The 23,028-nt window shown below is 67.0% G+C and carries 25 protein-coding genes; 16 read left to right on the top strand and 9 right to left on the bottom strand.

Going from position 1 to position 23,028, the window contains the following annotated elements; genetic code table 11:
- From L5G32_RS14990 to L5G32_RS14980, 3 genes are all read left to right on the top strand, one after another.
- Nucleotides 1-750, top strand: coding sequence for an energy-coupling factor transporter transmembrane component T family protein (locus L5G32_RS14990; RefSeq protein WP_237011878.1), 750 nt, complete (start codon nucleotides 1-3; stop codon nucleotides 748-750).
- 228 nt (nucleotides 751-978) lie between these two features.
- On the top strand, nucleotides 979-1,425 hold the full coding sequence (locus tag L5G32_RS14985; RefSeq protein ID WP_237011877.1) for an ABZJ_00895 family protein: 447 nt from the start codon (nucleotides 979-981) through the stop codon (nucleotides 1,423-1,425).
- Between the two features lie 66 nt (nucleotides 1,426-1,491).
- The gene (locus L5G32_RS14980) at nucleotides 1,492-2,031 is read left to right on the top strand and encodes a dihydrofolate reductase family protein (RefSeq protein WP_237011876.1); all 540 of its coding nucleotides are present in this window, start codon (nucleotides 1,492-1,494) and stop codon (nucleotides 2,029-2,031) included.
- A gap of 135 nt (nucleotides 2,032-2,166) precedes the next feature.
- On the opposite strand, the gene L5G32_RS14975 is transcribed toward L5G32_RS14980, so the two are convergent.
- A complete protein-coding gene (locus L5G32_RS14975; RefSeq protein WP_237011875.1) occupies nucleotides 2,167-2,796 on the bottom strand; it encodes a superoxide dismutase in 630 nt (209 codons plus the stop codon).
- Between the two features lie 142 nt (nucleotides 2,797-2,938).
- Here L5G32_RS14975 and msrA point away from each other — a divergent pair, with 142 nt between their 5' ends.
- Together msrA and L5G32_RS14965 are read left to right on the top strand one after the other, a co-directional pair.
- Complete coding sequence (msrA, locus tag L5G32_RS14970; protein ID WP_237011874.1) at nucleotides 2,939-3,652, top strand: peptide-methionine (S)-S-oxide reductase MsrA; 714 nt, start codon at nucleotides 2,939-2,941, stop codon at nucleotides 3,650-3,652.
- Nucleotides 3,652-4,719, top strand: a complete 1,068-nt coding sequence (locus L5G32_RS14965; protein WP_237011873.1) for a winged helix DNA-binding domain-containing protein — start codon at nucleotides 3,652-3,654, stop codon at nucleotides 4,717-4,719. The genes msrA and L5G32_RS14965 overlap by 1 nt, the downstream gene beginning before the upstream one ends.
- A 72-nt stretch (nucleotides 4,720-4,791) precedes the next feature.
- Here the strand turns inward: L5G32_RS14965 and L5G32_RS14960 are convergent, their stop codons facing one another.
- On the bottom strand, nucleotides 4,792-5,526 hold the full coding sequence (locus L5G32_RS14960; RefSeq protein WP_237011872.1) for a VOC family protein: 735 nt from the start codon (nucleotides 5,524-5,526) through the stop codon (nucleotides 4,792-4,794).
- A gap of 465 nt (nucleotides 5,527-5,991) precedes the next feature.
- On the opposite strand from L5G32_RS14960, the gene L5G32_RS14955 reads away from it, so the two are divergent.
- From L5G32_RS14955 to L5G32_RS14940, 4 genes are all read left to right on the top strand, one after another.
- Nucleotides 5,992-6,324 carry a rhodanese-like domain-containing protein gene (locus L5G32_RS14955; RefSeq protein WP_237011871.1) on the top strand — a complete coding sequence of 111 codons (333 nt, stop codon included), beginning with the start codon at nucleotides 5,992-5,994 and terminating at the stop codon, nucleotides 6,322-6,324.
- A gap of 218 nt (nucleotides 6,325-6,542) precedes the next feature.
- Entirely contained in the window at nucleotides 6,543-7,298 is a 756-nt protein-coding gene (locus L5G32_RS14950) for a DUF4328 domain-containing protein (RefSeq protein ID WP_237011870.1), read from the top strand.
- Nucleotides 7,295-8,080, top strand: a complete 786-nt coding sequence (locus tag L5G32_RS14945; protein ID WP_237011869.1) for a glycerophosphodiester phosphodiesterase family protein — start codon at nucleotides 7,295-7,297, stop codon at nucleotides 8,078-8,080. The genes L5G32_RS14950 and L5G32_RS14945 overlap by 4 nt, the downstream gene beginning before the upstream one ends.
- Nucleotides 8,081-8,115: 35 nt before the next feature.
- On the top strand, nucleotides 8,116-9,030 hold the full coding sequence (locus tag L5G32_RS14940; protein ID WP_237011868.1) for a DUF5926 family protein: 915 nt from the start codon (nucleotides 8,116-8,118) through the stop codon (nucleotides 9,028-9,030).
- A gap of 115 nt (nucleotides 9,031-9,145) precedes the next feature.
- Here L5G32_RS14940 and L5G32_RS14935 read toward each other — a convergent pair whose 3' ends face one another.
- From L5G32_RS14935 to serS, 3 genes are all read right to left on the bottom strand, one after another.
- On the bottom strand, nucleotides 9,146-9,691 hold the full coding sequence (locus tag L5G32_RS14935) for a ferritin (RefSeq protein ID WP_237011867.1): 546 nt from the start codon (nucleotides 9,689-9,691) through the stop codon (nucleotides 9,146-9,148).
- A 25-nt stretch (nucleotides 9,692-9,716) separates the two neighbouring features.
- On the bottom strand, nucleotides 9,717-11,018 hold the full coding sequence (locus L5G32_RS14930) for an LCP family protein (protein ID WP_237011866.1): 1,302 nt from the start codon (nucleotides 11,016-11,018) through the stop codon (nucleotides 9,717-9,719).
- A 101-nt stretch (nucleotides 11,019-11,119) separates the two neighbouring features.
- The gene (serS, locus tag L5G32_RS14925) at nucleotides 11,120-12,376 is read right to left on the bottom strand and encodes a serine--tRNA ligase (RefSeq protein WP_237011865.1); all 1,257 of its coding nucleotides are present in this window, start codon (nucleotides 12,374-12,376) and stop codon (nucleotides 11,120-11,122) included.
- Nucleotides 12,377-12,451: 75 nt separating this feature from the next.
- Between serS and L5G32_RS14920 the strand changes: the two genes are divergently transcribed.
- Both L5G32_RS14920 and L5G32_RS14915 read left to right on the top strand, forming a co-directional pair.
- The gene (locus tag L5G32_RS14920; RefSeq protein WP_237011864.1) at nucleotides 12,452-13,879 is read left to right on the top strand and encodes a septum formation family protein; all 1,428 of its coding nucleotides are present in this window, start codon (nucleotides 12,452-12,454) and stop codon (nucleotides 13,877-13,879) included.
- A gap of 8 nt (nucleotides 13,880-13,887) precedes the next feature.
- Nucleotides 13,888-14,238 (top strand): metallopeptidase family protein, encoded by a 351-nt coding sequence (locus tag L5G32_RS14915; RefSeq protein WP_237011863.1) that lies wholly within the window; start codon nucleotides 13,888-13,890, stop codon nucleotides 14,236-14,238.
- 23 nt (nucleotides 14,239-14,261) lie between these two features.
- On the opposite strand, the gene L5G32_RS14910 is transcribed toward L5G32_RS14915, so the two are convergent.
- Both L5G32_RS14910 and pheA read right to left on the bottom strand, forming a co-directional pair.
- The gene (locus tag L5G32_RS14910; RefSeq protein WP_237011862.1) at nucleotides 14,262-14,909 is read right to left on the bottom strand and encodes a histidine phosphatase family protein; all 648 of its coding nucleotides are present in this window, start codon (nucleotides 14,907-14,909) and stop codon (nucleotides 14,262-14,264) included.
- Between the two features lies 1 nt (nucleotide 14,910).
- Nucleotides 14,911-15,834, bottom strand: coding sequence for a prephenate dehydratase (pheA, locus tag L5G32_RS14905; protein ID WP_237011861.1), 924 nt, complete (start codon nucleotides 15,832-15,834; stop codon nucleotides 14,911-14,913).
- 203 nt (nucleotides 15,835-16,037) lie between these two features.
- Here pheA and L5G32_RS14900 point away from each other — a divergent pair, with 203 nt between their 5' ends.
- Together L5G32_RS14900 and L5G32_RS14895 are read left to right on the top strand one after the other, a co-directional pair.
- Complete coding sequence (locus L5G32_RS14900) at nucleotides 16,038-16,799, top strand: DUF2470 domain-containing protein (protein ID WP_237011860.1); 762 nt, start codon at nucleotides 16,038-16,040, stop codon at nucleotides 16,797-16,799.
- 228 nt (nucleotides 16,800-17,027) lie between these two features.
- A complete protein-coding gene (locus L5G32_RS14895) occupies nucleotides 17,028-17,741 on the top strand; it encodes a CPBP family intramembrane glutamic endopeptidase (RefSeq protein ID WP_237012022.1) in 714 nt (237 codons plus the stop codon).
- Nucleotides 17,742-17,993: 252 nt separating this feature from the next.
- Here the strand turns inward: L5G32_RS14895 and L5G32_RS14890 are convergent, their stop codons facing one another.
- Together L5G32_RS14890 and L5G32_RS14885 are read right to left on the bottom strand one after the other, a co-directional pair.
- Complete coding sequence (locus L5G32_RS14890) at nucleotides 17,994-18,638, bottom strand: TetR/AcrR family transcriptional regulator (protein ID WP_237011859.1); 645 nt, start codon at nucleotides 18,636-18,638, stop codon at nucleotides 17,994-17,996.
- A gap of 51 nt (nucleotides 18,639-18,689) precedes the next feature.
- On the bottom strand, nucleotides 18,690-20,267 hold the full coding sequence (locus tag L5G32_RS14885) for an MBL fold metallo-hydrolase (protein WP_237011858.1): 1,578 nt from the start codon (nucleotides 20,265-20,267) through the stop codon (nucleotides 18,690-18,692).
- A gap of 150 nt (nucleotides 20,268-20,417) precedes the next feature.
- Between L5G32_RS14885 and L5G32_RS14880 the strand changes: the two genes are divergently transcribed.
- Genes L5G32_RS14880 through L5G32_RS14870 form a run of 3 tightly spaced genes read left to right on the top strand, consistent with a single transcriptional unit; the run spans nucleotide 20,418 to nucleotide 22,791 of the window.
- A complete protein-coding gene (locus L5G32_RS14880) occupies nucleotides 20,418-21,173 on the top strand; it encodes a lysophospholipid acyltransferase family protein (protein WP_237011857.1) in 756 nt (251 codons plus the stop codon).
- 20 nt (nucleotides 21,174-21,193) lie between these two features.
- Nucleotides 21,194-21,955 carry a lysophospholipid acyltransferase family protein gene (locus L5G32_RS14875; RefSeq protein WP_237011856.1) on the top strand — a complete coding sequence of 254 codons (762 nt, stop codon included), beginning with the start codon at nucleotides 21,194-21,196 and terminating at the stop codon, nucleotides 21,953-21,955.
- Entirely contained in the window at nucleotides 21,952-22,791 is an 840-nt protein-coding gene (locus L5G32_RS14870; RefSeq protein WP_237011855.1) for an HAD family hydrolase, read from the top strand. The genes L5G32_RS14875 and L5G32_RS14870 overlap by 4 nt, the downstream gene beginning before the upstream one ends.
- Nucleotides 22,792-23,028: the final 237 nt, after the last annotated feature.

Raw genomic sequence — 23,028 nt, 5'->3', positions numbered from 1 at the left:
ATGCAGATCCCGATGTTGCGCCAGATCCCGGGCGACTCGCCGGTCCACCGTCTGTGGGCCGGAACCAAACTGATCGTCATCCTGGTCCTCGGACTGATGACGTGGATCCTCCCGTCGTGGCCTGCGCTCGGCTTCGTCGCCGTCTGCCTGATCGTGTTCGCGCTGATCGCCGGTATCCCGGTGGGCGCGCTTCCGCGTCCGCCGTGGTGGTTCTGGGCGTTGATGGCGGTCGGTGTCGCGTGGTCGTCGGTGGCGCGCGGATCGGAAGGCGGACTCACCGCGTTGCGTGCGGTGCTCCTCGGGCTGATCGTGGTCGCGATGTCCGTGCTCGTCGTGTGGACGACGCCGGTGGCGGAGCTCGCGCCCGCGATCGCCGTGCTGATGCGCCCGCTGCGCTGGCTGCGGCTGCCGGTCGACGAGTGGGCCGTCACGATCGCGCTGTCGTTGCGCGGGCTGCCGTTGCTGATCGACGAGATGCGCCTGCTGTGGGCCGCGCACAAGCTGCGTCCGAAGTCGAAGGCGTCGTCGGGGCATCCGTCCGCCGAGTTGGGGATCCTCGACATCATCGTCGCCGCCATGTCGTCGGCGATGCGGCGCAGTGCCGAGATGTCCGAGGCGATCACCGCCCGCGGCGGCACCGGACGCCTCACCGCGTACCCGTCGCGGCCCGGACGGCTCGACGCCGTGGTCCTGGTCGTGTTCTTCCTCGTATCCGCTGCCGCAGCGACCGTCGGCGTCCTCTACCTGTAACCGAGGGCGCGCCTGCCTCCTGCGTCTGTCCGCACTCGGCGACCGGTGCAGTCTTGGCCGGGGGAGCAAGCGGATGGACGGCGAGAGAGTCTCCGCGTCACCCGTATCGGGGAGAGTCCTGACCGATGTCGCCGGAACGAGCTAACCGCGTCGACCGTGGTGAGGGTGCTACCGTTACGCCCCGGGGGGCCGCTCGAGGCGGCGCGAGGTTCAGCAGGGGAGCAATACGTGAACGTCTGGAAATACGTCGGTTGGTACGCGCTCGGCTATCTCGGCGCGGTGATTGTGATCGGTGTCGTTGGGGCGGTGATCGGAGGCTCGACTTCGACAGGTGCGATCGTTCCGGTCGTCGCGTCGTTCGCGCCAATCGGCCGGTTCGTCACCGATTTCCGTCGGATACCGACTCCGTCGGAGAGACGGACGCTGTTCGGCGCCTGTGTCGGATTCTTTCTCGTCCTGCAGGTGGCGATCGTGATCGGGGCGACCGCGATGTACCCCGACGAGGCGGGTGACGTGATCTCGAACGGCGGTGCCGTCGCAGTGGTCCTGTTCGTCGGCGTCGCCCTTCCGATCGGATTCATGTGGCTGACGTTCCGCTACATGCCTGCCAAGAATCTCAAGAACATCCTCAAAGTCGAGGCGAAGAAGGCGGCGCGAGCCGCGCGCCGATCGTGATACCGAGGCCTGCGACCGGACGGTAATCGCCCCATGGAGCGATGGTCCGTGACGGATACTCGATGCATGTACGTCTACTACACTGCGTCCACACTCGACGGCTTCCTCGCCGACGAGAACGATTCGCTCGCATGGCTTCTCACTCAACCGATCGACGACGACGGCCCCTTCAACATCGACGACCTGATGTCCGCGACCGGGGCGATCGTCATGGGGGCCACCACCTACCAGTGGGTCGTCGACCACATCGCGGCGAGCGGCGACTCGTGGCCGTACGGCGACTATCCGACGTTCGTGTTCACGCACCGGGACATCGACGTCGTCGACCCGTCGGTCACGGTGCTCTCCGGTCGGCCCGCCGAGCATCGCGCGACGCTGGAGGCCGCAGCGGGGGAGAAGAGCGTGTGGGTGGTCGGCGGCGGCGACCTCGCCGCGCAGTTCGCCGAGGCGTCGATGCTCGACGAGATGACCGTCTCCTATGCGCCTGCGACAGTGGGCGCCGGACGGCCGCTGTTCCCGCGTCCCTTCGACTTCGAGTTACTGGAGACGGCCCGCAACAAGGCGTTCCTCATCGGCCGATACCGCGTCGTCGGACCGCGTACCTGAGGTCGCGCAGCATGCGTACGCTCCCGCTTATAGTCCGGACAATAAGCGGGAGCAGATGCATAACGCGTCAAGCAGAGAAAACACGAACGGCGGCCGCCCCGGTGAGGGGCGACCGCCGTCGGCGTCAGTACGAGATCAGGCGGGAACGATCAGACCCGAACCCTGGGTCTTCGCGCGGGCGAGACGCTCGGAAGCATCCTCCCAGTTCACGACGTTCCACCAGGCCTTGACGTAGTCCGGCTTGACGTTCTGGTAGTCGAGGTAGAAGGCGTGCTCCCACATGTCGAGCATGACGACCGGGATGAGGGCGGCGGAGGTGTTGCCGCTCTGGTCGGTCAGCTGCTCGATCACCAGGCGCTGGCCGATCGTGTCGTAGCCCAAGATGGCCCAGCCGCTGCCCTGCAGGGTGGTGGCTGCCGCGGTGAAGTGAGCCTTGAACTTCTCGAAGTCGCCGAAGTCGACGCCGATCTGCTCGGCGAGATCGCCGGTCGGCTCGCCGCCGCCGTTGGGCGACAGGTTCTTCCAGAAGATCGAGTGGTTGGTGTGCCCGCCGAGGTGGAACGACAGGTTCGCCGACAGTCCGTACACCTTGCCTGCGATGCTGCCGTCCTCACGTGCGGCCGCCAGGTTCTCGAGAGCGGTGTTCGCGCCCTTGACGTAGGTCGCGTGGTGCTTGCTGTGGTGCAGCTCCATGATCTTGCCGGAGATGTGCGGCTCGAGAGCGCCGTAGTCGTAATCGAGTTCGGGCAGAGTGTATTCAGCCACGATGATCCTCTCTACAAATTGAATGAGATCCGTACTGGGTCCAGTCAACAACATTTCCCCACACGGATACTTATTGCAACAGATCGGCGCACGGTTGTGTTCCCGACGGCCGGAGTTCACCGGTACGTCGTAGCCTGGACCCATGAGCATCTTCGACCGAATCTTCGCCGCATCCGCAGTCAAGACCGCGATGGTCGAGCGCGAGAATGCGCTGCCCGGTCGCGACACGCTGATGCCCTTGCGGGAGAAGAACCTCGTCACCGGTCAGTCGATGCGTGGCGAACCCGACGCCGCAGGCGGGTTCGGGCCGACCGGAACCGGCGACTGGGGTCCGGACCTGGAGTCCGTGGTCCTCGCGGGCGGGTGCTTCTGGGGCGTCGAAGAGATCTTCTGGCAGCAGCCCGGCGTCTACACGACCGCCGTCGGCTACGCGGGCGGTTACACACCGAACCCGACGTACGAGGAGGTGTGCACCGCGCAGACCGGGCACACCGAATCGGTGCTCGTCGTCTTCGACCCGGATCAGACGTCCCTCAAACATCTGATCGAGGTGTTCTTCACCTCGCACGATCCCACCCAGGAGATGCGTCAGGGCAACGACGTCGGCACTCAATACCGTTCCGCCGTATACGGATTCGACGACGAGGCGACCCGCCTCGCAGTCGAGACCGCAGAACGCTACGGGCCGACCCTCGGCGCCGCCGGGTACGGACCGATCACGACCGAGGTCCTCTCGCTCGCCGAGGCGGGCGACGGTCACTTCTACTACGCCGAAGACGTCCATCAGCAGTACCTGTTCACGAACCCGAACGGGTATCGCTGCCATGTGAGCACCGGGCTGACGTTCCCCGCCTGATGGGGCGCGCACTGACGCTCGAGCAATGGAATCGCACCCTGCTCGAGCGGCAGCATCTACTCGAACGGATCGACGACGACGTCGTCGAAGTCATCGACCGACTCGTCGGGATCCAGTCGCAGGATCCGCAGGCCGCCTTCTACGGGCTGGCGTGCCGCGTGCACGACTTCGATCCCGCCGACGTCGACACCCTCCTCACCGAGCGGGACGTCGTGCGCATGACCTTGCAGCGAGGCACCGTGTTCTTGATGGACGGACTCGACGCCCGCTGGATCAGGGAACTCGTGCAGCCGTCGATCACCGCGGCGGGCACCCGCAACCACGGCAGACGACTGGGTGTGACCGTGGACGACGTCGCCGAGCATGCCGCCGAAATACTCGCCGCCGCAGATGATCCCGTCCCCGGCGCTGCACTGCGCGACGAACTCGCACGACGGTGGCCCGACGAACCGCCCGCCGATCTCGCCGCCGTCGCGCGGTGGAGCCTCCCGCTGGTCCAGGCGCCTCCTCGCGGGCTGTGGCAGGCGTCCGGTGCTCCCGCATATCGACATCTCGACGACTGGATCGGACCAGGCGAACCCGCAGTGACCGGCGACGAGGCCCGGAAAGATCTGATCCGCCTGTACCTGCGCGGGTTCGGGCCCGCAACCGTCGCCGCAGTCCAGACCTGGTCGGGTCTGACCGGTCTCGGACCGATGATGAAGGCGATGGAAGCCGACTGGGAACTCCGCGAACACGAGGGGCCGGACGGGCAGCCACTCTACGACCTGGAAGGCCTGCCGATCGCATCCGGCGACGAGCCAGCCCCGGTCCGCCTCGTCGCACCCTACGACAACCTCCTCCTCGCCAACGCCGACCGCATCCGGGTAGCCGATCCGGACCTGTATGCCGCGCTCACCACCCCGAACGGGCGTTCCCCTGGATTCGTCTTGGTCGACGGCAGACTCGCCGCGACGTGGACGCCGACACGCGACGGAATCGATCTGGTTGAACTGCGTGATCTGACTTCGGCAGAACGCGCCGACGTCGAACGGGAAGCGGACGCGGTGCAGGAGATGCGCGCCTGAGTATCAGGTCGGTCACGAACCTGTCGGTTATGAACCTGTCGGTTATGAACCTGTCGGTTATGAACCTGTCGGTTATGAACCTGTTCTGGGGTTCCGAACTGAGATGTAGTAGCGCCGACCGGCGGGGTCGGCCATCATCACACGGTCGGTGCACTGCTTCACGACGGATGCGCCCCAGCCTTCGTGGCGTTCGACCTCGTCGTCGATGTCGGTCGCGGCCACCTCGATGTAGGTCGCGGGTTCGGCGACGTCGGACCGGACGAGGAGTACTTGGAGGGCGAGTCTCGGATTCCGGGTGAGGCCGACGCGGTCCGGGTCGTGCCTGCCTGGAGTCGGGTGGCCGGTCAGCGCCTCCCAGAACGCGACCTCGGCGTCGAACCGGTCGGTCGGAACGTCGAAGCACACTTGGTCGACGATGCTGATGGTGCCGCCCGGCCAACGGATCGGACGCGCGCGTTCGCTCTCGCCCTGATGCGGGACGAGACAGAACACGCCTCCGCCGGGAGATGACATCACGCGATGGGTGCCGTAATCGGCGATCAACGATGCCCCGAGCGCGGCGGCTTCCAACGACGCCGACAGGGGATCGACGACGTGAATGTCCAGGTGGGTTCCACCGGAGCCCTCGGCCACCCGTTGGACGCGCAGGTGGGCGTCGCCGTTGAACGGCTCGAGAGTCGCGAACTCTTGATGGGCGCCGCGTGGCGGCGACACGGTACTGCCTGAGATCGCGCGCCAGAAGGTGACCTCGGCGCCGAATTCGGTGGCCGGGAAGTCGAGATAGGCGGTCAGCCATTCCACATGCACGTCGCCGATTCTAGGCGCTGGTCTTCTGTGACGAGGCGTCGTCCACGTAACTCCAAACCTCTTGTTGAGAGTTTCGCCCGGCGTGTTATCCCCAAGTTATCCACACCTGTGGATGTGGATAACTCAGATGAGAGCCGGGTGTCCAAAAGGTGTCTGCGCGACGGTAATCGGGCCAATTGGACAAGAAAAGGAGACCCGCAACACATTTATACCCCCCTTTACCTAGGTCTATCCACATTTCCACAGGGTTATGCACAGCTTCTCGGAGCCTGTGAACCGATCGGTAGGGATCGGTTTACGACAGTGAAGACAGGTGTTGTGGATAGAAATATGTAGGTCTGCATAGTTGCATCCAGGCGGTTCTGCGGGACGCCGAATCCAGGCGCTCCCGCACGCCTGCCGCACCCTCGTCGGTTCGACGGTCCACCCGCGTCGCCCACGTGTGGAAAACTGGACGGCGTGGATATGGGCGACATCGAGACAGTGGCGGTGACCGACCTCCCTGACGACTTCACCGACGACGGCGACCAGATCCTGCTCGACGTCCGTGAGGACGACGAATGGGAGCAAGCGCGCGTGCGAGGCGCTCTGCACATCCCGCTCGCCGACGTTCCGGCCCGCGTCGATGAGATCGACCTCGACCGCGAACTCCTCGTCGTCTGCCGCACCAGTGGGCGCTCGTACCGAATCATGGAGTACCTGTTGATGCGCGGAATCGACGGAGCAGTCGTCAGCGGCGGCATGGTGGCGTGGCAGAACGCAGGCAAGCCCGTCGAGACCGGATCGGCCGACGCGTGAACCTCGACGTCTGCCCCGCGTGCCGTATCCAGGCGCCGCACCGTGACGGCCGCACCGTCTGCCCGCGCTGCGGAGGGCCGCTCGTCCAGACCGACGCACAAGGAGCGGCCGTCGTCTCTCGAGGCGGTCCCGCACCCCAGCAGCCCGCACCCCAGCAGCCCAGACTCCAGCCGGCTCGACGACCTCTTCGATGGACTGCGCACCGGCCGCGCGAAGCGATGCCCGCACCTCGTGGGCCGCGCAGCGCGAGGCGGCGACCGACTCCGTCCTATGCGAGCACACCGCGCTGGGGACTCGTCGACGTTCCACGCACGGAGTCCGTCGACGCCGCCGCCGATCCGGTCCCGCCGACGACCGATGCGCTGACTCGAGCGTTGCGGCTCGCCGCGTTGATCCTGGCCGGCGCGGGCGTCGTCCACGCGATCCGCTATGTCGTGGCCGTCGTCAACCGGACCCACCCGATCCCGATGTGGATCGACTGGCTCAGCAGCATCGCCGTGCTCGTCTTCGGGGTGATGGCGCTCGTGGCCGTCGTCATGGCCACCGTCGCGTTCGGACGGTGGGTGCGTCAGATACGGCGCAGACGGTACGCCTCGGCCGGCTTCGTCGACCCGCGACCCACCGTGGTGGTGTACCTGCTGTCGATGGTCCCGCTGGTCAACGTGGTCGGTGCGCTCTGGCTGCTTCACGAGGCGGCGCGGATCGGACCGCCGGATCCGCGCGCCGATCGAGTCCGGGTGCGTCTCGCGATCGCATGGGGGCTGGTCAACGCCCTCGCGCTGCTGGCAGCCGGTTACCGGATCGCGGCCTGGAGTACCACGTCACTCCAACTCGACGCCGACGCGTTGGCTCTCGTCACCCTGGTGTTCGGGGTGTCTGCGGTGTTCGCGCACTGGGCGGTCCGCCGGCTGGAGATCATCGCGGGGACACTCGAGACCGTCGAACGACCAGTACGACGTCTGGTCGCGGCATGACCGGGCGAGGAGTGTCGCGGTCGGGCAAACCTGCCGTCGTCGCGCACCGCGGAGCGTCCGGCGAAGTCGCCGAACACACCCTCGGCGCCTACGAACTGGCGCTCGAGCAGGGAGCCGACGGACTCGAATGCGACATCCGGTTGACTGCCGACCACCAACTCGTCTGCATCCACGACCGGACCATCGAGCGAGTCTCCGACGGTGTCGGCGCGGTCAGCGAGATGACACTGGACCAACTCCGGGAACACGATTTCGGCACGTGGCACAGCGGCAGTCCCGCACAGGTGTTGACGCTGCGCGAACTCCTCACCCTGACACTCGACTGGCATCGTCCGGTCCGGCTGTTCATCGAGACCAAGCACCCGGTCCGCTACGGGTCGCTCGTCGAGACCGAGTTACTCGCGATGCTCCACGAGTTCGGCATCGCCACACCGCCGTCGGCCGACCACAGCCGCGCCGTCGTCATCTCGTTCTCGTCTGCCGGGGTCTGGCGTATCCGCCGCAGCGCGCCGATGCTCCCGACCGTCCTGCTCGGCGACAGCGCCCGCATCATCGGGGGAACTGCGGCCACCGCAGTCGGCGCGACCGGAGTCGGCCCGTCCATCGACACCCTCCGCACGCACCCGGAGCTGGTGGACCGTGCTGCAGCGTCGGGGCGCGTCACCTACTGCTGGACCGTCGACGAACAGCCCGACGTCCAACTGTGCGCCGACCTCGGTGTCCGCTGGGTGGCGACCAATCATCCGGCCCGGGTGCGGGACTGGCTGGTCACCGCCTACTGACCGGACCCCGACGCGGTCCGTGAGATATTGGACGCATGGGTAAGAAGAGCAAGCGCGGCAGCGGTCCGCGCCCGGGAAGCAATCGCGCCGAACGAGTAGCCGCACGAAAGGCACGGCAGGCCGCATCGCTGGCCGGACCGGTCCGTCCGTTCAAGGGCCTGGCGGCAGAGTGCGACCTCGTCGCCATGCGGACGTTCATCGCGTCAGCGACTGCAACGGTCCCGTTCGCCGCCGACTTCGACGCGAAGCAGTCCGTCGAGTTCGCGACAGTGCTCCCCGGCGCGGTGTTCGCCGACGTCAGCGGTGACGCGCAAGCGCACGGGTATGCGGCGCTCCAGACCGATCCGGACCCCGACGACCTCCGGACGTCCGTGACGAACGCGCTCGCCTGGGCCGCCACCGCGACGACCGGAAGCGAGTACGACGGCTCGGCCACCGACCTCGACCTGGCCGACATCGTCGACCCGGCCGCGTCGATCGACGTGACCGTCCACGACGACTTCGCCTGGTGGTTTGCCGACGAGACCGATCTCGATCCGCAGATCAAGGCGATGCTCGAGCGCGCCAACGACACCATCCTGCCGACCGCGCGACTGACACCCGCCAGCGGCGTCGGCGCCCCGTGGTGGGTGGACGCGGGCGAGAAGGCGCACCTTCGCTGGGTGCGGCCCGAGGACGAGGACTCGCTGATGAACGCGTTGGCGCGCGTCCACGATGCCGGCGGGCTCACGCTCGGCGACGGCTCCCGTTTCGCCGGATCGTTCCGCACCCACGGCCTGCTCGTCCCGGTCTTCGACCTCGACGTGGAAGCCCACCACTCCGAATGGAACGACGGTCTCGACGCCTTCGACAAGGCGCTCACCGAAGCCCTCGCCGACACCTCCGACCTGACTGCCGCGCAGCGCGCGTCCAAAGCAGGCATCATCGCGCGCCAGGTGACGATCCGGTAGGGGTCTCGACTTCGCTCGACCGGCGGGGCGGGGTCTCGACTTCGCTCGACCGGCGAGGTGGGGTCTCGACTTCGCTCGACCGGCGGGGAATGGCTCGACCGGCCGGGAGGGTCTACTACTGCAGGTTGCCGCCTGCGGCGACGGGAGCGGCCGCGTCAGGGGTCGCCCCGGCGGTGTTCAGTTCGCGCTCGACGAAGTTCTCGAGGTCGAACAGATTGCCTGCGGCGCGGTGGGCGATGGTCTGCAGCGTCGTCATCCGGGCGACCTCCTCGACCTGCTCCTTGAGGAACCACTGCATGAACTGTTCGCCCAGGTAGTCGCCGCTCTCGCGCGCAGAGCTCGCCAGCGCGACGATCTGCTCGGTCACGACCTTCTCCTGTGCGAGGGCCAACGCGATCGGGTCCTCGTAGTCGTCGAACTCGGTGGTCGGCGCGGCCGCCGAGGGGACGCGCACGTCGATGTCCCGGTCCAAGAAGTACTGGATGATCATCATGGCGTGATTGCGCTCTTCGACGGCCTGCGCGTAGAAATGGCGCGCCATCTGGGGCATGTCGTGCGCGTCGTACCAGACCCCGAGTGCGATGTACTGCTGCGACGCCGAGAACTCGTTGCTGATCTGGTCGTGGAGTAGTTCTTGGAATTGCGTCGGCGTCTCACTCATACGACCAGCCTAAAGTACGGCCGCGCTAGCCACCGATCGTCGAACCGCCCGAATCACTCAACAGCTCCTCGGGGACTTCGACGCCACGGCTGACGTATTCGAAGAACTTCGACGTGTCGTCGCCGGGCATCAACGAGTCGCCGTCGTCGGTGATCTCGTCGCCTGCCGCGGGAACCGTCGTCGTGACGGGGTTGCGCAGACGCAGAGCGAGCCACGCCAGGTTCCACAGGTGGTCGCCTTCGTCGACGGTCACCGCGTTCACCGCGCCGTTGGCGAACGGGATCAGTTTGAACGGATTCAACAGCACCGACGGACTCGTGACCTTCGACATGAGGGCGGAGAAGAACTTGCGCTGATTGACGACACGTTCGAGGTCGGCGTTCGCGAACGCCCGGGTCCGCACCAGGCCGAGCGCCTGCGCGCCGTCCAACGTCTGGCAGCCCTTCGGTAGACGCAGTCCGGCCTTCGGGTCCCGCAAGGCTTGGTCCAGGCACATCTCGACGCCGCCGACTCCGTCGACGACCTTGTCGAATCCGCCGAACCCGATCTCGATGTAGTGGTCGATGTGGACGCCGGAGAACTGCTCGACGGTCTGGACGAGGAGTCTGGGGCCGCCGGTGTTGAACGCCGAATTGATCTTGTGGCTGCCTTGGCCGGGAATCGGGACGTACAGGTCGCGCGGCACGCTGATCAGCATCGGCTTACCCGTGGTCGGGATGTGCGCCATCATGATCGTGTCGGTTCGGGAGCCGTCGCTGTCTCCGGTGGCGAGCTTGTCCTTGTCCTCCTGGCTGAGATCGGCGCGTGAGTCGGTGCCGACGATGAGCCACGTCGTGCCGGGCGTGTCGCCGACGCGGCCCGGGTAGTCCGACAGGGCGTCGACGCGATGCAGTTTGGCGTCGTAGTAGAACATCAGCGCGACCGGCATGATCAGCAGCACCAGCACGATCACCAGGACGATGCGCAGTACACGCCGCGGCTTGCGCTTGCGGCGCGGAGTCGGCTGGGCCGCGGCTGCGGGGCGGCGCGGCGGGCCGCCGGAGTCGGACCGGGGGCGGGGTCGCTGCGGCGGTGGGCCGGGTGGCGCTCCTGCGGGCCGACGATGCCGATCTTGCGGCGGGACCGGCTGCGGCTCCTGGCGCGGTGCGTATCCGGGACGTCCCCGCAATGGCTCCTGGCCGGGCGTCGGCATGTAGCGCCGTTGTTGCTGTCCAGGTTCGGCCGACCATGCCTGCGGTGGCCGATACGGCTCGCCGCCGGGCTGCCTGTTCGGCTGGCCGCCGGGAGGTGGCCGTCGCATCCTCGGCGGCTCGGGCTGGTCGTTCATCGTCGTCACGTTACCGATGGCACCTGAAAGCCGCCTGGGCGTCGGTCGCGTCGGTCGACTCCTCGAACGACCCGATCAGGTCCCGATCGGCGAGATGTCAGTCAGCGCGGCGTGAGTACGTCCACGCCGACGAACCGGGCGAGCTCCTCGGGAAGTCGCACCGTGCCGTCGGGCTGCTGATGGTTTTCCAGAATGGCCACCAGCCAGCGGGTCGTCGCGAGCGTGCCGTTGAGTGTCGCGGCGGTCTGCGCCTTGCCGTTGTCGTCTCGGTACCGCACCTGCAGGCGACGCGCCTGGAAGGTGGTGCAGTTCGACGTCGACGTCAGCTCGCGGTAGGTGTTCTGGGTCGGAACCCACGCCTCGCAGTCGAACTTGCGGGCTGCGGAGCTGCCGAGGTCGCCGCCAGCCACGTCGATGACGCGGTACGGGACGTCGATCGCGGCGAGCATGTCCTTCTCCCAGCCGAGGATCTTCTGGTGCTCGGCCTCGGCGTCCTCGGGCTTGCAGTAGATGAAGCCCTCCACCTTGTCGAACTGGTGGACGCGGATGATGCCGCGCGTGTCCTTGCCGTACGAGCCCGCTTCGCGGCGGAAGCACGTCGACCAGCCTGCGTACCGCTTCGGGCCGTCGGACAGGTCGAGGATCTCGTCCGAGTGGTAGCCGGCCAGCGGCACTTCCGACGTGCCGACCAGATAGAGGTCGTCGGCCTCGAGGCGGTACACCTCGTCGGCGTGCGAGCCGAGGAATCCGGTGCCCTGCATGATCTCCGGGCGCACCAGAACCGGCGGGACCATCAGAGTGAAGCCGTTGGCGGTGGCTTTGGCTGCAGCCATGTTCAACAAGGCGAGCTGCAGCTGCGCGCCGAGACCGGTCAGGAAGTAGAAGCGAGAACCGGACACCTTGGCGCCGCGCTCCATGTCGATGAGACCGAGATGCTCGCCGATCTCGAGGTGGTCCTTCGGGTTCTCGATGGTCCGCGGCTCACCGACGTGCTCCAGAACGATGTAGTCGTCCTCGCCGCCCGAAGGGGTCTGCTCGGCCACGAGGTTAGAGATGGCGCGTTGGCACGTGGTGGCCGTCTCCTCGGCCTCCTTCTGGCGGGCGACGGCGGCCTTGACCTGGTCGGCGAGTTCTTTGCCGCGGGTCAGGAGCTCGGCCTTCTCATCACCGGACGCCTTGCCGACCTGCTTGCCGAGCGATTTCTGCTCGGTGCGCAGCGAATCGGCTTCGGCGATCGCCGCACGTCGATCAGCGTCTGCTTGGAGCAGCCGGTCGACGAGTTCGGGGTCTTCGCCACGGGTGCGCTGCGAGGCGCGGACGAGGTCGGGATCTTCACGCAGGATCTTCAGGTCGATCACGCTTGGAAGCCTACCTGGGCGTGTTCCTGGCCCGGGGGACGACATCGTCGAGGGCGACCAGGCATGATGGAGGAGATGACTTCTGACAGCCACCGACCAGGAGGCGGCGACGACCTGTCGCCGCAGGACGCTGATGCCGACATGGTGTCCGACGCCGCTGACGCCGCGGTCGATGACACCGTGGCCTCAGACGGCGGCGCGTACCCGCCGACCAGTGCGTATTCGCCCGCCGACACCGAGTACCTTCCGGCCGCCGACGGCCGGGAAACCGACCGGCTGGACACTGACGACTGGGCGGACAGCGACCTAAGCGCTGACGATCTGGACCCAGACGGTCTCGACGTTGACGATCTGGACGCTGACGAGGCGACCGATGGGGACTGGGACGACGACTGGGATGACGACGAGGAGTCGGACGACGGGGCGCGCGTCGCGACCACCGGCACGCATCGGTCCCGCGGACGGCTCCTGATTCTCTTGACTGCGATTCTCGTCGGCGGCGTCGCAGCGGGCGGCGTACTCCTGGCTCGAGGCGGTTTCTCCGATCACGGAAGCGTCGGAACAACGGTGATCGGCGAAGGCAGCGCGCTGGTCGAGAACGACTTCACGCGTTCCGAGCCCGGCGACTGCCTCCAGTGGGACGCCGCGCAGCCGGGCGAGCCGAGCCTCACGGACTGCGCAAAGCCACACCGGTTCGAGGTCGCGGGCGCACTCGACACGGAGACGTTCCCGACGTCGGAGTTCGCGGCGGCGGCGCCATGGCCAGGTCCTGAACGCTTCGGCGCCATCCGCGACGAGAACTGTCCGGCGATCGTCGACCGCTACCTCGGCGGCGGCCTCGACCCGCAGGGTCGATTCGCGTCCGGCCTGATGTTCCCGTCGAAGGTCCAGTGGGAGAAGGGTGCGCGTGTCCTGCGTTGCGGCATCGAGCAGCCGGGCGCGAAGGGCGTCCAGGAGCAATTCACCGGACTCGTCGCAGACATCGACCAGTCGTTCACGTGGCCGACGGGTACCTGCGTCGGCATCGACAAGGACACGAGGAAGGCGACGAGCACCGTCGTCGACTGTTCGGAGCCGCACGCCTTCCAGACGACGGGCGGCGTCGACCTCTCGCAACGCTTCGGTGGCCGGAACTCCGGCAAAGCGTGGCCGAGCGCGCGCGACCAGAACGAATACCTGACGAAGATCTGTCCGAATGAGACCAACAAGTTCTTCGGCGGAGCGTCGAAGTTCGAAGAGACGACCCTCAACGTGCAGTGGTCGGTGATCTCCGAGGTCAGTTGGCTCACCGGCAGTCGCCGGGTGGTCTGCTACGCAGCGCTGCCCGATCGTGGCGGCTTCGCGACGCTCGTGGGCGACGCGCGCGAACAGGTGTTGATCAACGGTCGCCTCCCGGACCCGCCTGAGAAGGGCCCGCCGGGCCGCTCGGTCGGTACACCGGTGCCGTTGCCGCCCGGGTACAACCCCGACAGTCGGGAGATTCCCGCCCCCGCTGCGGGATAATGTCGGGCATGCCCGTATCGATGTCGAAGAGACAGTTCGAAGAACTCGTCGGTGATGCGCTCGACCTGTTGCCGAACGAACTGACCGATGCGATGTCGAACGTGGTGATCCTCGTGAACGATCACCACCCGGAAGACCCGACGGTCCTCGGGCTGTACACGGGCGTCTCGCTCACCGAGCGCACCAACGAGTACTCGGGGTTCCTTCCCGACACCATCGAGATCTTCCGCGAGCCACTCCTGGCGATGTGCTCGACACCGGACCAGGTCCGTCACGAAGTCGCCGTCACCGTGCTGCACGAGGTCGGGCATCATTTCGGCATCGACGACCGCTGGCTGCACGAGAACGGGTGGGGCTAGTCCACTCAACCCATGGGGTCTGCTCAACCCATCGGGTCTGCTGGGCTCCCGTCACCGTCCGCCAGATCGGCGACGCCCCAGCGTGAGACGGTCCACCGGGTGTCGCCGGGTTCCAGGACGACGGAACCCGTGTTCGGCAGGTAGTTCTTGAGCGCGAACTCCGAGTCGATCCCGGACAGGTGCGCGGCGATCAGTCGGATCGCCGCGCCGTGCGAGACGAGATACACGTCGCGTCCCTCGCCGGTCACATACTTCCTGGTGAGTTCGTCGATCACGGGCAGGTAGCGCTCGTGCAGCATCTCCAGTGATTCGCCGCCCGGGATCCGGGCGGCGAGTTCCCCGTGGTGCCAGCGGGTGACCACGTCGTGGAACTTCTCGTGCGACTCTTTGTCGCTGAGCCCCTCGAGATCCCCGACCTGGACTTCGTGGACTCCGTCCAGCTCAACGGTGTCGGCCTCCCAGACGGAGGCGATCATGTCGGCAGTCTGGCGGGCGCGGGAGGCGACCGAGTGGGCCAGGACGGCGGGCTTTCCGTCGGGGTGTTCCAGACCGAAGCGGACGCCCTGCCGGGCGCCGAAGTCGGTGAGGGACGCCCCGGGGAGCGCGGTGTCGAGGATTCGCATGACGTTCGACGTGGTCTCACCGTGTCGAACCAGGTGAAGGCGCGCCATGTCAGTCGTCCCCTTCCAGTAGGCGGGCGAACCATTCGTGGGATTCGCGGTGGTCGGGCGGCAGAGACGCTGTGCCTCGGGCGATGGGCCACGACCCGAGGTAGACGACGTTCTCGGCGGTTCGGTGCAGCGCGCGCAGTGCCTCGCCGACGGCCGCGTCGTTCACGTGCCCCCGCGCGTCGAGATAGAAGCGGTACTGCCCCGGTGCTCCGGAGCCGCGGGGGCGCGATTCGATGCGAGTGAGGTCGATGTCGCGCATGGCGAACTCGTTCATCGCCGCTACCAGACTTCCCGGGGTGTTCGGGAGATCGAGGATGACGCTGGTGCGGTCCGCGTCCGTCGCGGGGGTCGGCGGCCCGGGCGGACCGAGAAGCAGGAAGCGGGTCACGGCGTCGTCGGAGTCGGCGACCCCGTCGGCCAGCGACACGAGGCCGTGCAGGCGCGCGGCGGCCGCCGTGGTCACTGCAGCGTCGGCGCTACCGGCGGCGACGTCGGCCGCCGCGGCGGCGTTCGACGTCGCGATCACGAATTCGGCGTTCGGGAACTGCTCGGCGACGCTGCGGCGGACCTGTGCGGATGCCACCGGATAGGCCGCGATCGTCGTCACCGTATCGGCGGACGTCGGTTCGCGCGCGGCGACAGTGAACGCGATGTCGAGGGCGACCTCGGCGTATGCCTGGACGCGAGGCTGCCCGCCTTGGGGGACGAGCGCGTCCATGGTTGCCGGGACGGCGCCCTCCAGCGAGCTCTCGATCGGCACGCAACCGAAGTCGGCCTCGCCTGCACGGACGGCGGCGATCACCGCGAGCGGGCTCGAGAGCGCGCGCTTGTCGGCGGAGTCGGCGTCGGAACGCGTCGCGAGGATCGCGTCGAGAGCCATTTCGGTGAAGGTGCCCGCGGGGCCGAAGTAAGCGAAGACTGGCACGACTCCACAGTAGTCGAGCACTGGATTCGATGTGCTCGCAGTGAATTCAGGGTGCTCGCCGTGAGTTCAAGCGTTGACGTGGCGGCCATCACGAACTAGGTTAGGTATACATAAGTTAGGGTTGCCTACATAACAAGGTCGGCTACGTCGAGGCGGCCGATGTCGGCGGCATTCGATGTCCGAAGAAGATGCTGGAGGATCCTATGGCCACGATCGTTGCCCCATGCGACGCCGAGATGATCCAGACGGCCTGCCGTCGGGCGCAGGGCGGAACGCTCTCGGTGGACGGTTCGAACGTCTCGGACGCTTGTGACGCAGTGGCGATGATCCACCTCTTCGAGGGCGACGCCTTCCTGCTCGTCGCCGATGAGGCGCCCGCGCTCACCGTCGCGGTCGAGGGCGACGAGTCGTCGGCGGTCGTCGAGGTGATCGACTGTGCCCCACTGCAACTGCGTGAGCGCGTGCGGTCGCTGGTGTGGTTGACCGGATCGTTGCACGAGGTCCCGACCGAGCTGCAGCGCGAGTTGGCGGTCGAGATCGCGGGCGATCATCCCGACGAGCGGCTGCTCGACATCGGACACGGGTACTCGATGGTCCGCATGGCATTGGCGACGGCGGTCATCGCCACCGCGACCGGTGCGGGTGCGGTGGCCGTCGACGAACTCGCCTGCGCGGAACCCGATATCTTCTGGGCGTACGAGGCCGACTGGCTCAGTCACCTCGAGAGCGATCACGCCGACCTCATCCACCAACTGGCACGTCGGATCCCGCCCGCGTTGCGCTGCGGGCGCATCCGTCCGCTCCGTCTCGATCGCTTCGGGCTGACCTTCCGCGTCGAGTCCGCCGATTCGGACTCGGACGTCCGCCTCCCGTTCAGCCGCCCCGTCAGCCGCGTCGCCGATCTCTCGGCTGCTCTCCAGGCCCTCGCCCTACACCCCGAACTCGATCACCAGTCCTTCTGCTGATCCAACCGCTCCACGCTGATCGAGCCGGCCCCCACCCGCCGATCGAGCGGAGTCGAGATACCCGTTGATCGAGCCCCACCCGCTGATCGAGCGGAGTCGAGATACCTGTTGATCGAGCTCCGCCCGCTGATCGAGCGGAGTCGAGATCCCACCCGCGACCCGTACTCTGACACGGTGCAGGTGACTCGAGTGGACGATCGCTCCGAGCGACGGGCGATCATCGTGGAGATGGTCCTCGTCGGGATCTTCACCTTCGGGTTCTCTGCGCTGTACGCGATCTTGTCGCTGATCGAGATGCAACTCGGAGCGGGTGTCGCGGAGACGACGGTCGCGCTCAATCCGGAGACGTCGTCGAATGCCGTGATCGACGTGCTCCGTGAGTCGCTGCGGATCGTGAGACTGTTCGCGATCGGTGCGCTGGGCGTCTATCTTTTGTGGCGCAGCGGTTTCCGCCCGTCGGCGATCGGCATGGGTAGATTCGCCGCGCGTGATGTGCCGCCCGGACTCGGCCTGGCCGCCCTCATCGGACTGCCGGGTCTCGCGCTCGTCGCCGCAGCGTCCGCCTTCGGTGTCAACGCGCAACTGTCGCCGACTTCGGGGGACACGACCTGGTGGCGGCTGGTGTTGCTGTGTCTCGTCGCGGTCGGCAACGCGGTGGCCGAAGAGGTGATCGTCGTCGGCTATCTGATGGTTCGGCTCAAGCAGTTGGGGGTGCGCGACGGCACGAGCCTGATCGCATCGTCGCTTCTGCGCGGCGGTTATCACTTGTACCAAGGGATCGGCGGCGGGCTCGGCAACGTCGTGATGGGGCTCGTGTTCGGTCGCTGGTATCAGAAGACGAACCGACTGTGGCCGTTGATCGTCGCGCACGCAGTCATCGACATCATCGCGTTCGCGGGGTACGCCCTGCTCAGGGATCATCTGGGCTGGCTCGGCCTGTGAGGGGAGGCTCGAAGAAGGGGGAAGCGCGACACGGAGCGGGACGTACCCCCATCCGTGCCGCGCTTCGACGATCCGAGTGGCTCCCTCCCAAGAGCCCCGATTCCACCCGGATCGAGTCTGTCGGGTCGTCGGTGAGAAGCACGACGACCTGCGCGTGTGAGACGCCCTCGTCTCACACGCGCGTAAATGTATCACGCGGTAACCCCTATCGCCAGGACGGGCGGAGTGGTCGCGAACCGGCGCAGGCGACGCTCAGGCGGAGGCGCCCTCGGTCGCCAGCTGCACCAACTGACGTGCGAGCAGTGCGACGATCTCGTCGTGGTCGGGTCGATCGTCCGAGGTCGCCCACCGATGGATCACCGCGGTCAGTGAACCGATGAACGCAGTCGCGCCGTAGTCGATCCGCCGACTGCTCGCGGTCGGCAAGATCCCGATCACCTCGGCCAGATACGCCGACCATTCGTCGCGCCCGGATATCCGATGCTTCTCCATCGTCTCGGAGATGCCGCCTGCCTCCACGAACAGGCATCGGACCGACCGCGGATCGGTGGCGACGGTGTCGATGTACGCGGTCATCGCTGCGTGTGCGACGGCGTCGACGTCCGAGTGGTCTGCGGCGCGGACGGCTTCTGCGACCCGGTCACGCGTGGTCGACTGGATCTCGTCGTAGATCTCGACCATCAGCTCTTCGCTGCCCGAGTACTCCTCATAGAACTGGCGGCGCGAGAGACCGGCCTCGGCGCACAGGGCCGAGATCGTCGTCCGCGCGAAGCCGACGGTGCCGAACAATTCGAGGCCTGCCGCACGGAACCTGTCGCGGCGGTCGGCGCGGCGGTCCGCGAGCGACCGGCCGCCGTAAGACCGACGGTCGGCACCTCCGGGCGCGTCACCGGTCACCACGGCTCCGTCGATGTCGGGTGCTTCATCAGTTCTGGCCTCGAGTCGGGCTCAGGAGTCGAGGCGCTCCGAGCGCAGCTCGTGCCCCTTGGACGTCAGGCATCGTCCGCTCGCCAGATCCCACTGCCATCCGTGCAGGTTGCACGTCAGCTTCTCGCCTTCGACGACGCCGAACGCGCTCAGATCGGCCTTCAGATGTGGGCAGCGACGTTGAATCTTCCAGCCGTCCAGCTCGATCGACGCGTCGTCGTCGTGCGCCTCGTTGAACCAGCCGTCCGCGTACGCAATCCGCTCGGCGGACAGGCACTTGAAGAACGTGTACAGATACTCGTTGTAGCCGCCGATGCGCCATGTCGTGAAGCGCGTCGACAGGAAGATCGTGTTGACCCAGTCCGGTTCGTCGTCGCGCAACACGGTGCGGATCAGCTCGGGCGCGATCCGGAAGCCGTAGCGGTACTTGCCGTCGCCGTCCGCGCGCATCCGGACGGTCCGCTGCGGGAAGTCGAGCACGAACGTCTCGTCGCCCACGACCAGCCCGACCGGGTAGCCGATCCCGTCGGAGATCAGATCCGATGCCGCCATGATCGGCTCGAACAGCGACTTCAACTGGGGGAGCAGCTGTTCGCCGTCGGGGGCGGCCCACGTCGCCTTCTCGGCTGCGATGATCGGCGCGAACTTCGCCTTCATGGAGTCCAGGTACGCCTTCTTGCCCTCGCCGAAGATCTGCTCGGGCGGGTACGGGTGCGACAGTTCGAGCAGCTCGTCGCCGCGGAACTCGACGCTCGATCCCGACACCATCATCAGGCCGCGATGACGGACGCCGTCGTCGGTGCCGTGGATCCGCATCTGCTCCAGGAAGTCGGCCTGGTCGGGGAAGATGCTCGCCTTGTCGGCGTCGCTGCCGGTGTTGAAGTCGTTCAACGAGTACAGGTCGTCGTCCAAGAACATCGGCGGACCCGCCGACGGGACCACCCAGGTGGCGCCGACCTGCTCGATGTACGAGCGCGCACGGTCCATCCCGCGCTGACGCTTCTGCATCGCGAAGTTCGCCTTCGACTTGCGTGGGATGTCGTAGACCATCGGGTACCAGATGGCGCCCGAGTACTGGAGCAGGTGGACGTCGACGCGACCGAACTCGTTGCGAACCACGTCGAGGTCCACCGGGCGGGCGTCGTTCATGTTGAAGCAGACGGTCTCGCCGTCGTCGACGATCAGTCCCGAGTCGCCGATCGGTCCGTCGGCCGGAGCCCGCAACGCGACGATCATGATGTCCAGGTCGCCCTTCGGCCCCGACACACGGTGCTTGTGCGAGTCATCGGTCTCGACGAACTTGGTGAACCCGAGACGTTCCAGTTCGCGCTTGAGATCCGGTACCGGATAGTCGGGGAGCAGGACGGTGGCGTCCTTATTGAAGTTCTCGACGAGATTCCGCTCGTCGAAATGGTCGCGGTGCAGATGCGAGACGTACAGGTAGTCGCAGTCGCCGATGGTCTTCCAGTCGAGCTCGGTGTTGTCCGGGAACGGGATCCACGAAGCGAAGTAGGCAGGATTCACCCAGGGATCGCAGACGATGGAGCCTGCGGCGGTCTGGATGTGGAAGCCTGCGTGGCCGATGCTCGTGATCTGCACGGGGCTGGAGCCTTTCGATGGGGACTGCTTTCGGACAAGCTTATCGTCGCCAGGCGACGGGGTTCCTGTCGGCGGCCCGCTGCTGCCGGTCGCGTCGGCTGGGTCACGTCCGACCGTCGCCGCCTGCGCGTCCCGGCTACCATCACCTCTATGGAACCCGTGTACGCGTCAGTCGTGTCCACCGCCCGCATGCTGTGGCTCGCGCAGGGGCTTGACTTCGACATCTCAGGGGTCGAGAACGTGCCGGCCGACGGCCCAGGCGTCGTCGCGTTCAACCACACCGGCTACCTCGACTTCACCTTCGCCGGTATCCCCGCATACCTGCAGGGCAGACGGTACGTCCGCTTCATGGCGAAGAAAGAAGTCTTCGACAACGCAGTCGGGGGTCCGCTGATGCGTGCTCTCAAGCACATTCCGGTGGACCGCGCGAACGGTGCGCAGAGCTACCAGGACGCCGTCGACTATCTCAATCAGGGCGAGCTCGTCGGCGTCTACCCCGAGGCGACCATCAGTCGCAGCTTCGAACTCAAGTCGTTCAAGAGCGGAGCCGCGCGAATGGCTCTCGAGTCAGGTGCTCCGCTGGTCCCGACGATCGTGTGGGGAGCCCAGCGGATCTGGACTAAAGGCCATCCGCGGAACATGGGCCGGTCCGGCGCGAAGATCATGGTCGGCGTGGCCGAACCGATCCAGCCCGAGGGCACTCCGGCGGAGCTGACCGCGCGCCTGCACGAGTCGATGCGCGCCAAACTGACCGAAATGCAGGACGCATACGGCCCGTACCCGCCCGGCGAGTACTGGGTTCCCGCAGCGCGCGGCGGCGGGGCTCCGACACTCGAGGAAGCGAACGCCATGGACGCCGCCGACGCGGAGGCGAAAGCGCGTAAGCGCGAAGCGCGCGAAGACTGACGAAGGGGAGGCCACCGGCGATGGAGCCCGTGTATCGAACCCTTGAGGCGATCACCGCAGGCATCCGGCTGCTGCAGGGGACCCGCCTGGACGTCGGAGGGCTCGACAACATTCCGGAGGGCGGCGGCGTGCTGGCGATCAACCACACCGGATACGTGGACTTCCTCCCCGTCGGACTCGCCCTGCGGCAGCGCGGCAGACGGGCGCGTTTCATGGTCAAGTCCGAACTGACCGACGTGCCGATCACGAGATTCCTCGTCGCCCATACCGGCAGCCTCCCCGTCGACCGGTCAGCCGGAGCCGACGCCTACCGGGCCGCAGTCGACGCATTGCGGAACGGCGAACTCGTCGCCGTCTACCCCGAAGCGACCATCAGCCGAAGCTTCGAACTGAAAGAGTTCAAGACCGGGGCCGCCCGGATGGCCGTCGAGTCCGGAGCCCCGGTGATCCCGGTCATCGTATGGGGATCGCAGCGTCAGCTCAGCAAGGGAACTGAGCGGAACATCGGCCGTGCGCGCATACCGATCCACACGAGGATCGGTGCGCCGTTGATGTTCGATCCCACCGACGACGCCGTCGAAGCGACTCACCGCCTGCACGATGCGATGGTCGCCCAACTGCACCGTGTACAAGATGAATATCCGGATGCGCCTGCAGGCGCTGACTGGCTGCCCGCCCGGCTCGGCGGCAGCGCACCGACACCAGAGGAGGCGCTCGTCATCGAAGACGCAGAAGCTCGCGAGAAGGCTGCGCGTCGCGCAGCGAAACGGCAGGGGGAGTGAGCGGCGACCGGTTCGGCCCGCCCACGCTGATCGCTTCTGACGTCGACGGCACCCTCATCGACGACCACAACCAGATCACACCGGCCACCCGCGAGGTTCTCGTGCGGGCGGCAGAGGCGGGCGTCGAGCTGATCCTGTCGACGGGGCGTCCGCCACGGTGGGTGCCCGAGATCGCAGATCAACTCGTCGGCACGCCGGCCGCCGTGCGCTACGCGGTCTGCGCGAACGGAGCGATCGTCTACGACGTGCGCGACGACGCCGTGCTGTTCGCTGCCGAACTCGCACCCGACGTATTGGAGACGCTGCGCACCGTGTGCACCGAACTCGTGCCGGGGTGCGGTCTGGCGGCCGAGCGTGCAGGCAGCGTGGCGCACGACGCGGCGACCCCGTCGTTCGTCGCGACGGCCGGATACGAGCACGCCTGGCTGAACCCCGACCACGTCGAAGTCACCGACAGCCATCTCACCGAGCTGCCCGCCGTGAAACTGCTCGCCCGTAAACCGGGAATGAGCTCGCACGAGATGTCGGCGTTGCTCACCCCGCCCATCGCCGACCTCGCCGAAGTCACGTTCTCCATCGACACCGGGCTCGTCGAGCTCTCCGTGCCCGGCGTGCACAAGGCCTCCGGCCTGCAATGGCTGATCGCCAACACCGACGTCGCGGGATCGTCCGTCGTCGCGTTCGGCGACATGCCGAACGACGCCGAGATGCTCCGGTGGGCCACGCACGGCGTCGCGATGGGCAACGGCGACCCGGTCGCCATCGCTGCGGCAGACGAAGTCGCCGGGACCAACGCCGACGACGGCGTCGCGCGGGTTCTCGAACGCTGGTTCTGACCGGTCTGCTGGTCCTTCCTGCTGGTCGAGCGGAACGCTGTCCCGAACGAGCGGGGCGAGTCGAAGGGGCGAGGCGAAGGGGCGAGGCGAGCGGACCGCCGTTATCGCTGGGGTGGAGTCAAGTGGTCGAGCGGAGTCGAGACCTTGGGTCTCGACTTCGCTCGACCAGCGGGTGGGTCTCGACTTCGCTCGACCAGCGGGTGGGTCTCGACTTCGCTCGACCAGCGGGTGGGTCTC

Source organism: Gordonia zhenghanii (genome assembly GCF_021738965.1).
GTDB lineage: Bacteria > Actinomycetota > Actinomycetes > Mycobacteriales > Mycobacteriaceae > Gordonia > Gordonia zhenghanii.
Note: the sequence above shows the minus strand (reverse complement) of the source record. Positions and strands in the feature narration are given on the sequence as shown.

Coding starts and splice junctions, on each gene's coding strand:
- L5G32_RS14990 (WP_237011878.1), top strand. CDS start 1: ATGCAGATCCCGATGTTGCGCCAGATCCCGGGCGACTCGCCGGTCCAC.
- L5G32_RS14980 (WP_237011876.1), top strand. CDS start 1,492: ATGTACGTCTACTACACTGCGTCCACACTCGACGGCTTCCTCGCCGAC.
- msrA (WP_237011874.1), top strand. CDS start 2,939: ATGAGCATCTTCGACCGAATCTTCGCCGCATCCGCAGTCAAGACCGCG.
- L5G32_RS14965 (WP_237011873.1), top strand. CDS start 3,652: ATGGGGCGCGCACTGACGCTCGAGCAATGGAATCGCACCCTGCTCGAG.
- L5G32_RS14955 (WP_237011871.1), top strand. CDS start 5,992: ATGGGCGACATCGAGACAGTGGCGGTGACCGACCTCCCTGACGACTTC.
- L5G32_RS14950 (WP_237011870.1), top strand. CDS start 6,543: ATGCCCGCACCTCGTGGGCCGCGCAGCGCGAGGCGGCGACCGACTCCG.
- L5G32_RS14945 (WP_237011869.1), top strand. CDS start 7,295: ATGACCGGGCGAGGAGTGTCGCGGTCGGGCAAACCTGCCGTCGTCGCG.
- L5G32_RS14940 (WP_237011868.1), top strand. CDS start 8,116: ATGGGTAAGAAGAGCAAGCGCGGCAGCGGTCCGCGCCCGGGAAGCAAT.
- L5G32_RS14935 (WP_237011867.1), bottom strand. CDS start 9,691: ATGAGTGAGACGCCGACGCAATTCCAAGAACTACTCCACGACCAGATC.
- L5G32_RS14930 (WP_237011866.1), bottom strand. CDS start 11,018: ATGAACGACCAGCCCGAGCCGCCGAGGATGCGACGGCCACCTCCCGGC.
- L5G32_RS14920 (WP_237011864.1), top strand. CDS start 12,452: ATGACTTCTGACAGCCACCGACCAGGAGGCGGCGACGACCTGTCGCCG.
- L5G32_RS14915 (WP_237011863.1), top strand. CDS start 13,888: ATGCCCGTATCGATGTCGAAGAGACAGTTCGAAGAACTCGTCGGTGAT.
- L5G32_RS14910 (WP_237011862.1), bottom strand. CDS start 14,909: ATGGCGCGCCTTCACCTGGTTCGACACGGTGAGACCACGTCGAACGTC.
- L5G32_RS14900 (WP_237011860.1), top strand. CDS start 16,038: ATGGCCACGATCGTTGCCCCATGCGACGCCGAGATGATCCAGACGGCC.
- L5G32_RS14895 (WP_237012022.1), top strand. CDS start 17,028: ATGGTCCTCGTCGGGATCTTCACCTTCGGGTTCTCTGCGCTGTACGCG.
- L5G32_RS14880 (WP_237011857.1), top strand. CDS start 20,418: ATGGAACCCGTGTACGCGTCAGTCGTGTCCACCGCCCGCATGCTGTGG.
- L5G32_RS14875 (WP_237011856.1), top strand. CDS start 21,194: ATGGAGCCCGTGTATCGAACCCTTGAGGCGATCACCGCAGGCATCCGG.